Annotated in this window: 12 protein-coding genes and 1 tRNA gene; 5 read left to right on the top strand and 8 right to left on the bottom strand. The window is 49.9% G+C overall.

Annotation, left to right across the window (positions count from 1 at the left end; translation table 11 throughout):
* Positions 1–70: 70 nt before the first annotated feature.
* Positions 71–829, bottom strand: a complete 759-nt coding sequence (locus tag EPA93_RS21860; protein WP_129889546.1) for a cytidylate kinase-like family protein — start codon at positions 827–829, stop codon at positions 71–73.
* 336 nt (positions 830–1,165) lie between these two features.
* On the opposite strand from EPA93_RS21860, the gene EPA93_RS21865 reads away from it, so the two are divergent.
* Positions 1,166–2,839, top strand: coding sequence for an MDR family MFS transporter (locus EPA93_RS21865; RefSeq protein ID WP_129889547.1), 1,674 nt, complete (start codon positions 1,166–1,168; stop codon positions 2,837–2,839).
* Positions 2,840–2,904: 65 nt separating this feature from the next.
* Here the strand turns inward: EPA93_RS21865 and csx15 are convergent, their stop codons facing one another.
* From csx15 to EPA93_RS21880, 3 genes are all read right to left on the bottom strand, one after another.
* A complete protein-coding gene (gene csx15 / locus EPA93_RS21870) occupies positions 2,905–3,282 on the bottom strand; it encodes a CRISPR-associated protein Csx15 (RefSeq protein WP_129889548.1) in 378 nt (125 codons plus the stop codon).
* A gap of 5 nt (positions 3,283–3,287) precedes the next feature.
* Positions 3,288–4,427 (bottom strand): Card1-like endonuclease domain-containing protein, encoded by a 1,140-nt coding sequence (locus EPA93_RS21875; RefSeq protein ID WP_129889549.1) that lies wholly within the window; start codon positions 4,425–4,427, stop codon positions 3,288–3,290.
* 197 nt (positions 4,428–4,624) lie between these two features.
* Positions 4,625–5,488, bottom strand: a complete 864-nt coding sequence (locus EPA93_RS21880) for a CRISPR-associated ring nuclease (RefSeq protein WP_165423314.1) — start codon at positions 5,486–5,488, stop codon at positions 4,625–4,627.
* A 48-nt stretch (positions 5,489–5,536) separates the two neighbouring features.
* Between EPA93_RS21880 and EPA93_RS21885 the strand changes: the two genes are divergently transcribed.
* Positions 5,537–6,697 carry a CRISPR-associated protein Csx3 gene (locus tag EPA93_RS21885; RefSeq protein ID WP_165423315.1) on the top strand — a complete coding sequence of 387 codons (1,161 nt, stop codon included), beginning with the start codon at positions 5,537–5,539 and terminating at the stop codon, positions 6,695–6,697.
* Between the two features lie 296 nt (positions 6,698–6,993).
* Positions 6,994–7,887 (top strand): sigma-70 family RNA polymerase sigma factor, encoded by an 894-nt coding sequence (locus EPA93_RS21890; protein WP_129889552.1) that lies wholly within the window; start codon positions 6,994–6,996, stop codon positions 7,885–7,887.
* Between the two features lie 243 nt (positions 7,888–8,130).
* Here the strand turns inward: EPA93_RS21890 and EPA93_RS21895 are convergent, their stop codons facing one another.
* From EPA93_RS21895 to EPA93_RS21910, 4 genes are all read right to left on the bottom strand, one after another.
* Positions 8,131–8,763 (bottom strand): cyclase family protein, encoded by a 633-nt coding sequence (locus EPA93_RS21895; RefSeq protein WP_165423316.1) that lies wholly within the window; start codon positions 8,761–8,763, stop codon positions 8,131–8,133.
* Between the two features lie 634 nt (positions 8,764–9,397).
* Complete coding sequence (locus tag EPA93_RS21900) at positions 9,398–10,768, bottom strand: dihydrolipoyl dehydrogenase family protein (RefSeq protein WP_129889554.1); 1,371 nt, start codon at positions 10,766–10,768, stop codon at positions 9,398–9,400.
* Between the two features lie 217 nt (positions 10,769–10,985).
* Entirely contained in the window at positions 10,986–13,244 is a 2,259-nt protein-coding gene (locus tag EPA93_RS21905) for a sodium-translocating pyrophosphatase (RefSeq protein ID WP_129889555.1), read from the bottom strand.
* A 739-nt stretch (positions 13,245–13,983) separates the two neighbouring features.
* Positions 13,984–14,055 (bottom strand) — tRNA-Arg (locus EPA93_RS21910).
* A gap of 284 nt (positions 14,056–14,339) precedes the next feature.
* On the opposite strand from EPA93_RS21910, the gene EPA93_RS21915 reads away from it, so the two are divergent.
* Together EPA93_RS21915 and EPA93_RS21920 are read left to right on the top strand one after the other, a co-directional pair.
* On the top strand, positions 14,340–15,110 hold the full coding sequence (locus EPA93_RS21915; protein WP_129889556.1) for a ComEA family DNA-binding protein: 771 nt from the start codon (positions 14,340–14,342) through the stop codon (positions 15,108–15,110).
* On the top strand, positions 15,110–15,382 hold the full coding sequence (locus EPA93_RS21920) for a hypothetical protein (RefSeq protein ID WP_129889557.1): 273 nt from the start codon (positions 15,110–15,112) through the stop codon (positions 15,380–15,382). Before EPA93_RS21915 ends, EPA93_RS21920 begins: the two co-directional genes overlap by 1 nt.
* Positions 15,383–15,524 lie beyond the last annotated feature (142 nt).

Genomic DNA, 15,524 nt, shown 5'->3' on the forward strand with positions numbered 1-15,524 from the left:
CCTGAGTAGAAATAAGGCCAAAGTATATAACGCTAAAGCAAATGGCTCTATTCCAGACCTGGGCTCAGGCCTAGATAGAAGAGCTTTCTGCACTCTCGGGAGGGCGGATATCACCTGGTAAGCCTGGATAAGGTGGTAATCCCTGCACAGCTCCCAGCTCTCCTGTCGCTAAGGAAAGCCTCTTCGCCTTCGCCTCTAAAGCACGATAAATTATCGCTACAACGCTTTCCAGATCGAGGATGGCTGTATTGAGAACCAGGTCGTAGAGATGGGCGTCAGCTGGATGCTTTCGATAATAGATCTGCAGGTAGCGAATCCGGTCTTGATCTTTCTGCTGAATCCGGGCCCGAGCATCTTCGCGGCTCAGATTCTCGCGCTGCATAACATAGGCAATACGCGCTTCCAGGGGAGCAACAATACGTATATGGAGCATATCGCGTTGTTTTGCAAAGAGAGCTTGAGCCCCGCGTCCTACAATCACTACATGCCCTTTAGCTGCCGCGGCTTCCAGGATGCGGCAACGAGCCTCATGAAAGGCCAGGGAATTCACGGTTACCCGGATGGGTACGGTAACCGGCATGGTAGGCTGAATTAGCTGTAAGCTTTGAAAAATACGTTCCGTCAAGCTCTCAGCATATTCATCATTATCTTCTGCTTCCTTCTCGCTGATATGCAACCTTTGCGCTACCTGGGCAACTATCTCATGGTCAATAAGCTGCCATCCCAGACGTGAAGCTGTGCGCGCCGCCACCTCACCACCGCCACTACCGTATTCACGCGAAATAGTCACGGCTTTCATCTGGGCCACGCTTTTGTTCTCGGCGTCCATAGTTCTCCGGCTCCTGTATAATCTCTTCTCACAAACGTACAAACGGTACACAGATTACACCCGTCTACAGGATCAATTAAAAGGCTCTTCCCCGCAATCATCTCGCAAAGTGTTCTCCTACATTGTAGCCTGTAGATAGAAATGAGCAAGGTCGAGTATAGTACTTACCCTTTCTGCCTTTTAGCTGCATCTCCTTGCAGGATTAGCGCCAGCTATTTTGTAGGCATATGGGCATCTATTACGAATCTCGCCAAAAGTGGATCTATTAGCCTTCTCTCAAGCGTGTTGTTAGCAGCGTGTTTATCAATGTACCAAGATTCAGGATGTTTTGGCTATATGAAGACAGAAACCAATCCAATACAACATGAGGAAGTGAACAGCGAACAGTCACGCTTTACGCAACGCGAAGTCTATCTGACTATGGCAGGTGTTTTGCTGGTTATGCTGCTGGCCTCACTCGATCAGACGATCGTCTCAACAGCAATGCCGCGTATTATTGCAGACCTGCAGGGCTTCGATCGCTATACCTGGGTTACGACGGCTTATATGCTTACTTCGACCGTTACGGTACCCATTTATGGGAAGCTTTCTGACCTTCTCGGCCGTAAAGGTATTTTTATCTTTGGGGTGGTCATATTTCTGATTGGCTCCGCGCTTTCCGGAGCCTCGGCTAGCATGAACCTGCTTATCGCTTTTCGCGCCTTCCAGGGCATTGGAGCAGGAGCCCTTATGCCTATCGCTATCGCAATTGTTGGTGATCTCTTTACTCCCCGCGAACGAGGTAGATGGCAGGGCGTCACCGGAGCGGTTTTCGGCCTATCTTCTATCGTCGGCCCGCTGGTTGGCGGCTCGCTTACAGAGTATGCGTCCTGGCGCTGGGTATTTTATGTCAACATTCCGATCGGGATTGCCGCGCTACTCGTTTTAATTTTCCTTATGCCTTCACTGCGCGGCAGAGCCGGCAAGATTTCCATTGACTACATTGGCGCAACCCTGCTTATCATTGGCACTGTACCATTATTGCTTGGTTTCACCTGGGCCGGAACACAATTTCCCTGGCTCTCGGCGCCTATTATTGGTCTATTTGCGCTAACAATTATCGCGTTGACAGCCTTTGTCTTTTACGAAGCATTCCTAGAAAGGCGCGGTGGGCAGCCAATTATTGAGCCGAGCCTGTTCAAGACAAGCATATTCTCGGTTTCCACGATTGTGACCGTGGTATACGGCATGGGCCTGTTTGGGAGTATCTTTTTCATTCCGCTTTTTGTCCAGGGCGTCATCGCCACATCTATTACCAGTAGCGGCCTCATTCTAACGCCGCTGATGCTTACCTCTGTTGCTGGCAGCGTTGTTTCGGGTCAACTGGTCTCACGCTTCGGCCGGTATAAAGTGCTAGCCATCCTTGGAATGGTCATCACCATATGTGGAATGTTACTCTTGCTGCGCCTGGACATCCATTCTACCAATAACGATGTCTTGCTCGCGATGCTGATCATGGGCTTGGGTATGGGTACCGGAATGTCGCTCTATACGCTGATCGTGCAGAACGCGCTCCCTACCAAGATTGGGCAAGCGACTTCCGCTCTTACTTTCTTCCGCTCTATTGGCGGTACCATTGCTCTGGCGGCCATGGGATCAGTGATGAATGACACCTATCTGACCACTTTCTATCGGGTACTTTCTCCACAGGTGAAACAAGCTGTCCCAAGCAAGGGTCTGGCCCGCTTTAACGATCCACAGGCCTTACTCTCGCCAGACGCGCTGGACCAGATTCGAGCCAGCTTTGCCGCGCAAGGGGCACAGGGCTTGCATCTCTTCCAGCAAATAGTAGCGGCGATGAAAATGGCTCTATCTCTGGCCATTCATAACGTTTTCGTGCTAAGCACCTGCATTATGTTTGTCGGGCTTATTACGCTCTTCTTCTTGAAAGAGATCGAGCTACGCGGCAAAGCGCCAGCGCAGCAAGCCGGCGATGTGACACGGGCCAGCGCACGAGCAGAGGTCCGCTAGAGACTTTCACGGAAACTTGCATCTTTTCCCAGCAACGGAAACATTTAGTTCATGATTATGACGCTTTAGCGTCGCTTACGGGCCTGCTCACGAATGGCCTGCAGGTTGAGCAACTCGGCGACTTCATAGGCTGTGAGCGCGCCCTGCTTTGGCCGCAGGCGTAATAAAGCTGGAAAGTGTCCGATGCGTCCATGCAGTTCGGCCAGCAAGACGAAGGCCGCCGGCGCATAACCGGGCGGATTGATCAGCAGTGGCCGCGTTTGCCATTCGGTGGATGACAGGTTTGCCGCCTCGACGATAGCGACAATCTGTTCCGCCAACGGTTTGTCTTGCTCAATCTGCACAGGGATCGTGCGAACTTCTTCTATCCTGGCGTCGGCAAGCTCTTCAATGCGAGCTTGTTGCTGTTCGGTCAAGGGATGCGTAAAATTGAGTACTAGCATAATAATTATATCCTTGGATATTTGGGAGAACGAGCTTGCTCCTCAAGAATACTACCGATCTTAGGCAGGTCTTCTACAGGGACGACAACGATGCGGCGTCGACCTGCCTGCTCTTGAAAAGAGGCAAAGTTCCTAAGGGTGCTGGACCGATCAGTAATATAAACTTTGGTTACATAAAGCCCACCCAGTAAATTTGTTACAGAATCTAAGGCATCAATATGTTTTCTAGCAAATGAACTATTACCAGTTTTACACTCACCAACGATAAGCTGGGCCTTATAAGTGAGGGACAAATCCAGTTCATTGATGGCTCCTCCGTCAACAATTACATGCCCCCACTGACAATCATCAGCAAAGCCTGCTTGCGTTGCTTCAGACCACACATATACTTCGAGCCAGTCACCAGTGCCAAGGAAATGTGCAGCATCTCTTGAAGTAAAGGAGCACTCATATGCACTGGTAGCATTCTGCTTAATTTCTAGCAGCCCATATCTCGCAATATTTTGCACAAGGGGAGATAGCGCTAAAGTAGATGAAAGCTGAACCGCTTCTCTCGCTTTCTTTTCCCTCAAAATCTGGCAAAAACCTGGTCCGTCAGGGGAAAGAGCAACTTCTTGTGCTATATGCTTCCAGCACTCTACTGTAGAACGATACCCAGCTTCTTTTGCAGGTTGGAAATCACGGTGCTGCATTTTCATATACTCAGGGACATTGATATGAAAAATATCACCAATATCACCCTCCAGCTCCCTGGCCAGAGCAACAAATTTTTCATTGCGCGTATCAACGTACAAGCAAGGAATGTTTTTTTGTTTGGCTACTTCGTAGGCAGCTATTCCTGTGATTTTCGGGCTTGAGCCAATGCTAAATATCCATTCCCACTCTGTATCAGTATAAGGCTCGCAGGCCAGTGAACAGGCCCGCATCCCGGCTTCCAGGTTATAAGCGTTGACATTGCGGATTGGAATAATATTTTCTTCTTTAATAGACATCGATTTAGCTTTCTCGATGAATACTTTCTCAGAAACCCAGCCCTCATCTGAAGTCAGATACACTATCAATTCTGGTTGTACCCACTGCAAAACTAAAATATCGGGCTCCGCTCTCCCTCCAGCGACAACTAATAGAGCTTTTTTCCTTGCCATCAGGCTTACCCCTATCTCTCAATGCAACTATATCTATTTGAAACTTCCATTCCTGCCGCGAGGTATTTCAATAACAAATGTAACATTTGTTCCTACCTGTCCTAGTTTAACAGGCCAGGAGTGATAGTACATCCATAAAAGTAGGGAAAAATATCATCGGTTTTAAGGATGTACTTGAGGTTAAAGGGGTATACACTCTATCCATCGTTATCAAAGTAGTCAGCAAATTTCGTATGCAAAAAATAGTAATTAAGCTGTTCTGAGGAAGCGATATTCCAGGCATTACGACAATACTGCAATATGGCGGTTTTGTGGCTATTAACTGTCGAGATCTCGACGCTTAGTTGCTTGGCCACTTGCTGCGGCTTTAAGCCCTGGCTAAAGGCACGCAAAACTTTAAGTTGCTGAGGCGTACATTGCTCAACCACGCTTTTGCAAGTAGCACGCTGCTGAGCATCCATCTGCAAGCGTTGCTCTTGCTGGGCACGCTGAAACGATTGAGGAGAAGCATAAGTATATGCGCCTAAAGAGGGGAAGGGAGCTCGAATAAGCTTAACTCCGGCATCAGTGGGGACATGCATAATCTTGCCATCCGCGGCGCGCTCTTTAATCTCTTGTGGAGTGTAGATATGCCAGATAGAATCGTGGCGATCAAAATTTAGGATAGCAACCGAGGTGGCTAGCAAAGCCATCAGGCGACGGCCACCAGAGACGGAGAGATGAATACAATAGTCCTGACGCTTCAATTCGCCTAGCAAATGGTGAAGCGTGTCTAATGTCCCATCGGCATGATCATCATCAACAATATCATCCATGGGCTTGCCATCATACTGTAACACCTGCGAACGAAAATGAATGATACGTCCAGCCTGTCTGTAATAGTCGCCATTAAATTCGGCCTGCAAACAGGCAAGAGAATGCTGCAGCCGCGCCTGAGCAGCGCGGGGATGAACAACAATTACATCAGTAATGGGAAATCTATCAAGCAGAAGATCAAGTGTGAAGGTAACTACTTGTGGTTGACCTCCCAGAGTTGCCAGCAATACATGCTTTCGTTCCAATGTAATCAACTCCTATTCTATTTAAAAAAATATGTTGGAGGATATTCAATGCTCAATCTATTACCTGCGATCGTAGTCGGAGGTCCGGCTCATGCAGGCAAATCAGTTCTGTTTTACAGCTTAACGCATGCCCTACACGCTCGCGGCATTCGCCATCACGCAATCCGGGCCTGTCCAGACGGTGAGGGCAACTGGTCTCAGGAGAATGATCCAGAAACCGTAAATAAAATTCGCCGGCCTCTACGTGGCGAGTGGCCAGAAAGCTTTGTTCAGCGCATCTGCCAGGACCTGGAACATCGTTGCCTCCCTTTCCTTGTCGATATGGGCGGAGAGCCGCGCGCATCTCAATACTGCATATTTCAGCATTGTACGCATGCAGTCTTGCTCCTTCGCGACGATAAGCCAGCTGCTACTAAACAATGGGAAAGCATAGTAGCAGATTGCGATCTGCTCCCTCTTGCCCGCCTTCAATCCAAGCTAGAGGGAACTTCTGTCCTTACCTCACAAACGCCAATCATAGAAGGAAACATCACGGGTCTGATCCGTGGCCAGAACGCAAGAGCTCAAGGGCCAGTCTTCGAGGCTCTGATTGATAGCATTGCCAACCTCTTCCAGTCATATTCACCCCATGAGCTAGAGGTCATGTTCATCAGGCAAGCGCCTGCAGAGCCTCTCAATCTGTTTGATATCGCGCCAGATGGCCATCTGCAAACAGTTATGTTGCCATCCCTGCTGGCCAGCCTGCCCGAAAACGCTCCTTTAGCGGTATACGGTAAGGGTCCTAACTGGGCATATGCCGCTCTGGCGGCTCATGCAAACCCGGCTCCGTTTTATCAGTTTGATCCCAGGCTGCCCTTTGGATGGATTCAGCCCTTGCCCGTTTACCTCAGTGGCAGAAAAACTCCTGAAGTCCAGATAGAAAATCATCAGACCTCGGACGTAACAGTTCTCTCGATTAACATTCCTGAGAAACACTTAGATTACTTTCAGCCCAATCCACTGCCATTTCCTTCTGTTCCCACTGAAACAGGTCTGATCATTGATGGGGTTATTCCTTACTGGTTGCTAACCTCCCTGGTACGCTGCTACAAACAGGCCGGTGTTGCCTGGATCGCCCCCTTTTACGCTCCTATGACGGCTGGCGTCGTCGTCCACTCACGTGTGGAAGCCTACCATCCAGGTGATCTGGTACGAAAACCATCCATTTAGGCCTGCTGTCAGCTTAGTGTTCTTTAAAGCGTATGTCTATAACAGAACTAAAAAAATATATTATGGTCATTTGCATTTGCTGTTGATTATACTCCAAAGTATAGACGGTACAGGTCGGGGATTTTAAAAGGGGAGGAGGCAAAAGAGAGACTTAGCTTTGATTGAAGCGTCTTAAGCAGGTGCTTCATCGTCGGCCATGCCACAGGAAGTGGTCACATCGGGTGGGCTTCATCCGTCACTTTATTGATGCAACACACCAAAGAAGTGTGACCGATGAGCGAAAGGGAAGATGAGAAATGGACGAACACGACTGGCTGGCTGCACAATTCGAGGCGCAACGCCCTCACCTGCGGGCGGTAGCCTACCGCATGCTAGGCTCGCTCCCAGAAGCGGAGGACGCCGTGCAAGAGGGCTGGCTACATCTCAGCCGTTCCGAGACGATCGGGATCGGGAATCTACACGGCTGGCTGACCACAGTAGTTGCGCGGATCTGCCTGGATATGCTGCGCTCGCGCAAAGCGCGTCGTGAGGAGCCCGGAGGATTGGTTGTGCCAGAACCTGACGTTGACCCACAGGGACGGATCGACCCCGCGGAAGAGATGGAGCTTTCCGACTCGGTTGGTCAGGCACTACTGATAGTCCTGGACACACTTTCTCCAGCAGAGCGCCTGGCCTTCGTGCTGCACGATGTCTTCGCCGTGCCCTTCAACGAGATTGCCCCCATTGTTGGATGCTCTGAGTTAGCGGCAAGGAAGCTGGCAAGCCGCGCACGTAACCGAGTGCGGAAGGCTACGATGAGAAAGGAGGCGGATGATACAAGAAGCCGAGAAGTGGTCGATGCTTTCCTCAAAGCCTCGCGCGATGGGGACTTCGATACACTGCTCACGCTGCTCGATCCAGATGTGGTATTGCGTGCCGACCGCACCGCCGTATCTATAGGCGCGCCAGGCGAAGTCCATGGTGCAAGAGCTGTAGCCTCGCAGTTCTCCGGGCGTGCCAGAGGAGTAAAACCGGCGCTAGTGAATGGAGCAGTGGGAGCTATGGCCCAGCGTGGACAACGGTTCCTCGTCTTCAGCCTCACTATTAAGAGCGGCAAGATCGCCGAGATCAATGTGGTCGCCGACCCCGAGCATCTACGCCATCTCGATCTCGTAATTCTAGGCTCCTCGCGAACGGACTCCAACTCTTGAAAGGGCATGAACGCAGGCTAAGACTCAATCGAGGTGGGTGATGAAATGCTCACTCTGCCCACTACGGCATTATCAGCATTCTTATTGATGGTGGAAAAGATGGCCTGGAAATAAGCGAAGACGATATTGGATAACGATCTAAAGAGTATGTGATTTTCATACTTTTTCAACAAATGTCTATATAAGAGCTCTGGAAACAGATTTTCATACCTCCTTCCAGGGCTCTCAGCCAGGCTTGCCCGGCTAATCTATCAGCGCCAGGACGCGAACAGGCGAACCATTTGAGGCTCTAACCTTCAAAGGAGCTACGACAAGTAATGTGCGTTCGGGTAACTGATCAAGATTGGTTAGATTCTCTATAATCAGACAACCAGCACCAAGCCAGATTCTGTGGAGAGGATAAGTAGTTGTCTCTACTGGATCAGAAGATGGACCATCAAAGCCAATAGCAGATATCTTTCTTTCTAGAAGTGCCTGCGAAGCTTCTGCATCCGGATAACACCAGCCATTCCAGTATTTATCAGTTCCCCAATAGCGGTATCCACCTGAATTGATCAGGACAATATCTCCTGGTTTGATGCGCTCTAGAAAAGGCTCTATCTCAGCCTTTGTAATAGCTCCTCGCTCATGCTCAGTAAAATTCAGCACCACTGCATCCGTCACCAGACGTTCCAGTGGAATGTCATCGAGCGAGGCGCCAGGAACATGATGCGATGGGGCATCTATATGCGTTCCCGTATGGTTGATAAAACGATATTCAGACATCCCATAGCCATTCTCTTCAAGGGTGGCAATATCCTTAAACAAGGGGCGAGGTATGCCTGGATAGACTGGCATATCATTGTCGAAATAATGTGAGAGATCAACAATGCGCATGTTATTTCTCCTCTTCTTGGCAGCAGAGCCTCTCATGGCCCTATATCTCTAGTCGATTGATCAGTTATGATCGGTATAGGAGCTTCCTATCGCTATTCCACGTACCGGCCATAGATGGTCATAGATTTTTTCGACTAACTTAATAATACAATTACACAGAAAATCTGCCATATTGCCGATAACAATAGTGCTATTCAGCTCCCTACTGGTAAATGGCCTACCACGTGGTAGGCCATTTACCACCTACCTCCACAGTTATCGTATCATCCATACGATCTATTTACAAGTTGCTAATTTAATATTAGTACACAAACATTCTGATCTGATCCAGCAAGATGCAAGCGATGTGTGAATGAAGCAGATTGACAAGGAACGCCACAATCGAGCGAATTGCGCCTCATTCCCCTTTCCGCCACAGTGAGGACCTCATAACATAATGTTTGCCAAAACGCTAGCGAATACTTAGCATAGGGGATGGAGTAAGCAAATGCATACAAGGCTATGGGAATTAATCAAGCATCGGGCTCAATTTCTGTGTTCAGGCACTAGTAACAGCCAATTCCCTAATCGCTTCCCGTAGCCTCATATCTAGCCCCTGCGCTTCAAAGCCCCTGGAGCTAAACAGCAACAGAAGCTATACGTCAAGCTGCTGGAGGGCATAGAAGAAAGATTCGCTAAATGTGGGGAATTGTACTATCATATCGCGTAGCGTCGAGACCGGGGTCGCCGCGTGAATAGCCTGTACTGGTAAATGAATCCACTCTCCAGCTTCCGGGCCAATCCCCCAGGCCCCAACCAGCACGCCCCGCTTTTTGTCAGCAATTAAGCCCAGGCGGCCATTAATATTCTTCCCATACGTAGAAGGACGAGCCAGGGTTCGGGCGAAATCAACTGCGGCCGTGACGACTTCCAGACCTTGTGTACGGGCCTGCTCAGCCGTCAAACCTACTGCACCAATTTCGGGATCAGAGAAGACGACGCGCGGAACAGCGTTATACTTCGCCGGGTGCGGCTTTCCCAGAATGTCATCAGCAGCGACGCGAGCTTGATATTGGGCCACATGAGTAAATTTTGCGATCCCCGTAACGTCACCAACTGCCCAGATACCCGGCGCAGCACGGCAATACTCATCTACACGGATACCATGCTCTGTCACCTCTACTCCAGCCTCTTCCAGACCTAGAAAGTACGTTCTGGGGGCCCTACCAGTAGCCACAATTATATGCCGTCCGCGCGCCTGCGTTCCGTCATTAAGATGGACAACACGCGTTCCATCCGCTTCAACCTCCACGCGCACAGCTTCCTTCTTGAGCTCTACCACAACACCATCTTCGCGCAAGTAGTCAGCCAGCAGTGTACCCAGTTCCGGTTCTTCGCGCCGCAACAGATATGAACCACGTTCTATCAGCGTTACCGCCGCCCCAAAACGTCGAAACATCTGCCCTAGTTCAACACTTTGCGCACTTCCTCCCAGGATAACGACACTCTCGGGGACCTGGGTAAAAGCTGTCGCCTGCCTGTTGGTCCAATAGCCAGCTTGCTCCAGGCCTTCAATAGCAGGGATACGAGGTTGAGAACCTGTAGCGATAATAATATGTGGGGTCTCTACAATCCTTTTCGCTACTTCCAAACGGCCAGGACCCTTGAGATGCGCTTCTCCTCTGATAAAGGTAATTCCCTTCTGTTCATACTCTTGCACCTGCTGACGATCGTCAAAGTCGCGCACCATATAATCGCGATAGCCGGAAACCGCGCCCCAATCAATAGGAGGGGGCTTTAAACCGGCTATATGCCGAACCTCTGAAACCGCAGTCGTGACCCTCAGTAACGTTTTTGAAGGCACACAGGCCCAATAGCCGCATTCACCGCCAATTAGCTCCCGCTCAATCAAAGCAACACGCAAACCTTGCCCTCGCAAGCGGATAGCCGCAACCTCTCCACCTGGTCCAGCGCCTACGATAACTGCATCAAATTGCTCAACAGCCTTAGTATGACTTGTACTCATCTTTGCTCTCTATTCTCCTCTCTGCACCGCAAGTTTCTCGTTTCCTGTACTATCAACACGCAGCCTTCTCTCTACAGGCTTCACCCCAATTGAAAATGAGTACAAAGCGCCCAGGCAACAGGCACAAAAATAGAGGGGGAAGATCAGACAACTACTCTGATCTATTCCCCCTCCAGATCTCTCTCAAGCGCTAATACCAATCCTTCGCGCTGACAGCTTAGGGATGCAGGAAGTAATAGAGAGGAGCCAGCACCAACGTGATTGTACTCAATAGCTTAATGAGCACGTGAAGCGAAGGTCCGGCTGTATCTTTAAATGGATCGCCAACGGTATCGCCAATGACGCCGGCTTTATGCGCTTCACTCTTTTTCCCAAGGACAATACCATCGGGATCGCTAGCATCGACAACCTGGCCCTTTACATTCACGCGTAAAAATCCAGCTTCGATATATTTCTTAGCGTTATCCCAGGCACCACCACCGTTATTGAGGAAGAGCGCAACCACGATACCGCCCATTGTACCAACCATGAGCAGACCTGCTGCCGCCTGTGGTCCTAAGATAACACCGACAGCGATAGGTGTGAGTACAGCGATAGCACCAGGCAGAACCATAGCTCTTAAGGCTCCGTTGGTGCTGATATCAACGCAGCGCGCATAATCAGGATCGACGCGATCTTCTTCCTTCTCAGCCATAATGTTGGGCTGCTCGCGGAACTGACGGCGTACCTCTTCAATCATAGCTTTGGCCGCCGTACTCACAGCACGAATAGCCAGCGAACAGAAGAAGAAAATGAGCGTCACGCCGATGAGAGCGGCTATGAATATCGTGATATTCGCCAGGTCAACACGATACACTGCAGGGTTGTGCTTAAAGCTGTAAAGCACGTCAAGGTAGGCGCTAAAGAGCAGGAAAGCCGCAAGAGCAGCCGAACCCAGACCATACCCCTTGGTAAGTGCCTTGGTTGTATTACCTACGCTATCGAGCGCATCAGTGATATCACGTACGGATTCTGCCTGGCCGCCCATCTCGCTGATACCGCCAGCATTGTCAGTAATGGGACCGAAGGTATCCATCGCCAGAATGTAAGAGCAGCTCATCAGCATACCCACTGTCGCCACGGCTGTACCGAAAATGCCGCTGACATTGATGATGCCCTGTTGTTGCAGAGCTACAGGCATATGTACCTGGCTTCCCAGGAAGTAGGACACACCCAGGGCAATACAAATTGCCAGCACAGGCATGACCACGCACTCGAAACCGATGGTTATGCCAGAGAGAATTGTGGTTGCGGGACCAGTAATCGCGGATTCGGCGATTTCGCGTACGGGTCTCCAGGTACCAGCGGTATAATATTGCGTAATGAACACAAAGGCAATGCTCATGAGAATTCCCACGCAGCCGGCCAGTCCGTACCAGACCCAGGCAGGAATGCCCATGTTGGCAGCTACATTACTCTGTCCCACCAGCAAATAGCTACCGACGAAGACGCCGATAACAGAAATGGCACAGGTAATATAATAGCCGATGTTAAGCTGATTCATAGCAATCTGGCTGGGATCACGTCCAGAGGCCTTGTCTGGCTCTACCACAGCTGAAGCGCGAATGTAGAGCACGCCAATCGCCGACGCGATAATACCGAAGGCGCCGAGCACAAGGGGGAAGAGCATCCAACCGACATTACCGGTAGCCTGGAACAGGGTTACGCCCAGCACCATTGTGCCAATATTCTCGGCTGCGGTAGACTCAAAAAGATCAGCACCACGTCCAGCACAGTCGCCCACATTATCCCCTACCAGGTCGGCAATGACCGCCGGATTGCGTGGATCATCCTCAGGGATGCTAGCCTCTACTTTACCTACCAGGTCAGCCCCCACATCTGCGGCCTTTGTATAAATACCACCGCCAAGCTGGGCAAAGAGAGCTACAAAGCTAGCGCCGAAGGCAAAGCCAATAATAAGAGAAGGAGCTATCCCCGGCTGAGCCAGTCCTCCAAAGAGCAAGAAGAGGATCGAGACGCCCAGCAAGGAAAGGGCCACCACGAGAAAGCCAGAAACAGCACCACCGCGCAAAGAGACAACCAGCGCCTCTCCCAGGCTGCGCCGAGCAGCACTGGCAACGCGGCTATTCGATTGTACGGCAACGTACATGCCGATATAGCCAGAAACACCGGAGCAGAAAGCCCCTACCAGGAAGGCAACGGCCGTATGCCATGCAAGGTTGATTTTGTCAGCTTGCGAACCTTGACCGAGAAAAGCAAGAGCACATGCAACAAGAACGGCAGCAAGAACAGAAAGCATCGCAATCGTCCGGTACTGACGATTGAGAAAGGCTGTTGCGCCTGCGAAAATAGCTTTCGCGATCTTCTGCATGCCAGGAGTCCCCGTATCCCTACGAAGCACATAAAAGGCAAGGTAAGCTGCAAACAACACAGCAAGAAGGCCCACACCAATGGGAACCCAGATATAATTGACCATTAAAAAAACTTCCTCCATCAGAAAGTCTGCTATTTTCGACTTTAATTGCCAGCACGAGGTCCCTAAGCATCTTGAAGATTACTATCACTTCAGGCTGGTATATACCTGAGTATAGATCTGATAAAGCTTACAGTAGAACGTCATTATTATTTATCATATTGTCTTGTCATCCGTCAAGTTTTGAATATGCGTGAAATAGCTTTAGTGACGTTAAGCCGAGGTGCTTAAAGTGGCTCCTTGTGCTGCTTTACTTGCATTTTAACAAATTACACATGTTCTCAGAGATAGAAATATTACCTGACAGAGCAGCCGGTCGTCTGTGGTTGCTGGGTTATCTCTAGCCGGTCGGGCTCAGCCAAGCTAGCAAGCCCTTTTGTTAGCTATCTACCCATGGCAACACTATTATGCAGATCTAGTCTCTGAGGCAGATGGCTCTATCTCTTCTCCTCAAGTTGTATTTATATTAACCAGAATAACTTCTTCCACTATTTGTCCAGAAAGCCAGTTTTATTACCTCTCTTCCTGTATTCGCGCGAAATATAGAGCAGCAAATTTCTTGTTTCCTCTAAAATCTATTTTAGCACTCTATCTGATATAATGAGATCAATGATAATTGGATTTGTCCGTACTCATTGCTTGCTATTTAAGGATAACGAGAAGGGAGGCACAGTCTTTACCACAGCTTAAAAACATGTGAAGATAGGAGCCTGATGTAGCTTATACAAGTGGAGAATCAAAGCGTCCCCGACAGGAATCGAACCTGCGCACCCGGTTCCGGAGACCGGTGCTCTATCCACTGAGCTACGGGGACTTCATCAGGTATGATACCATACTCGTCAACTGCTTTCAAGCCTACAATTGGCCAGATGATCAGCAACGCTTTCTCCGCTCAGCAGGTTACTTTATTTTTAGCCTACGAAAACAAGCTTCCTAGATTTATATATGCTAAATCATCATTTATACGAATTGACGCTCATCGCTTTAGCTGCTAAGCTTCAGCGGTGAAAGCACAAGCTTACCGGAAGTAAAGAAAGGAGCGGTACGTTACCTTTTTCCAGGTTTCGGGTTGGAAGAAGTTGTGCCGGCGGTTGAATCATGGAAATAAAGCCATCTCTACTTGCTCACCAGCACGAGCCGTCTCAGGACCACATCTCGCAGCAACCGACAATACCACATCCGGCCCTCGATACTTCAGCTGAGCAATTGACGAGCGAGAAGCGGAAACGCTACATTACGCGTGGCATCGCTCTTGGGCTTGCGCTTGCCCTGGCTTTAACCCTCTATTTCATCTGGCGGCCCAGCAACACCAGCTCGACAGCTTCGTCTTCAAGCGGGCAATCCTTTAATCCAGCCAAAACCACACCCAATGCATCAGCGGCTTCCACTAACACAGGCCCTACCATCGAAGTCTATGTAACAGGAGCAGTCAAGCATCCAGGCGTGTATAAGCTGACAGGAGACGCGCGCGTTTATCAGTTGCTCCAGGCTGCAGGTGGTCCCCAGGCCAATGCAAACCTGGTCGCGCTCAATCTTGCTGCTAAATTAAATGATGGGCAAGAGGTGTATGTAACCATCGTGGGAGAGCGTCCCCCAACATATGTGGGAGGCGTCCCGGGTCCGGCCTCGACTAGCTCAAATAGTGGCGCGACAGGCGGTACAGGTGGCACCACGGCACCCGGTCAGCTCGTTAACATTAATACGGCCAGTGCTGACGACCTGCGCAAGAACCTCCATATCAGTAGCACTACAGCACAAGCCATCGTGAACTATCGTATGCAACAAGGCCCTTATACATCCGTAGAACAGTTATCGCAGGTAGTAAGCAGTACAATTTTTAATAAGATCAAAGGAATGGTCACCGTTTGATGGCACTCTCTAACAGTCTGCTCAGTGTTCTCAATATCGTAATCTGGGTTATAGCTATTCTGCTAGGATTGGCCTCCGGCTCAGTAGTGGGCGCCCTTGCCGGTACGTTGCTAGGCTGGATCATTGCTAATTCGCTTGACGAGAACATCGGACAGGGAGGCCGCCGAGGGAAGCAGATAGGTCGGCTTATAGGTATCGCGCTAGGTATCGCCCTGGCTATCTACTTCGTACCCAGCATCACGGCCTTCGTCACACAAGCCATTAATCGCTAGCAGCATCTCGTAAATTTATATGGTCTTCTATGCAGGCAACTTGCGCTGACTGCAAACAGGGGGAACTTTGCTTGCAAAAACGTCAGCAGCTTTTCACAGCTTAACAATAATCAGGCAGGAGGCAGCTATCGCTATAGTAAAT

It is taken from the genome of Ktedonosporobacter rubrisoli, assembly GCF_004208415.1.
In the GTDB taxonomy this organism is placed as follows: Bacteria; Chloroflexota; Ktedonobacteria; order Ktedonobacterales; family Ktedonobacteraceae; genus Ktedonosporobacter; species Ktedonosporobacter rubrisoli.

Excerpts from the sequence above, each read along its gene's own strand:
- EPA93_RS21860 (WP_129889546.1), bottom strand. The coding sequence starts at position 829 with ATGGACGCCGAGAACAAAAGCGTGGCCCAGATGAAAGCCGTGACTATT.
- EPA93_RS21865 (WP_129889547.1), top strand. The coding sequence starts at position 1,166 with ATGAAGACAGAAACCAATCCAATACAACATGAGGAAGTGAACAGCGAA.
- csx15 (WP_129889548.1), bottom strand. The coding sequence starts at position 3,282 with ATGCTAGTACTCAATTTTACGCATCCCTTGACCGAACAGCAACAAGCT.
- EPA93_RS21875 (WP_129889549.1), bottom strand. The coding sequence starts at position 4,427 with ATGGCAAGGAAAAAAGCTCTATTAGTTGTCGCTGGAGGGAGAGCGGAG.
- EPA93_RS21885 (WP_165423315.1), top strand. The coding sequence starts at position 5,537 with ATGCTCAATCTATTACCTGCGATCGTAGTCGGAGGTCCGGCTCATGCA.
- EPA93_RS21890 (WP_129889552.1), top strand. The coding sequence starts at position 6,994 with ATGGACGAACACGACTGGCTGGCTGCACAATTCGAGGCGCAACGCCCT.
- EPA93_RS21895 (WP_165423316.1), bottom strand. The coding sequence starts at position 8,763 with ATGCGCATTGTTGATCTCTCACATTATTTCGACAATGATATGCCAGTC.
- EPA93_RS21900 (WP_129889554.1), bottom strand. The coding sequence starts at position 10,768 with ATGAGTACAAGTCATACTAAGGCTGTTGAGCAATTTGATGCAGTTATC.
- EPA93_RS21905 (WP_129889555.1), bottom strand. The coding sequence starts at position 13,244 with ATGGTCAATTATATCTGGGTTCCCATTGGTGTGGGCCTTCTTGCTGTG.
- EPA93_RS21915 (WP_129889556.1), top strand. The coding sequence starts at position 14,340 with ATGGAAATAAAGCCATCTCTACTTGCTCACCAGCACGAGCCGTCTCAG.
- EPA93_RS21920 (WP_129889557.1), top strand. The coding sequence starts at position 15,110 with ATGGCACTCTCTAACAGTCTGCTCAGTGTTCTCAATATCGTAATCTGG.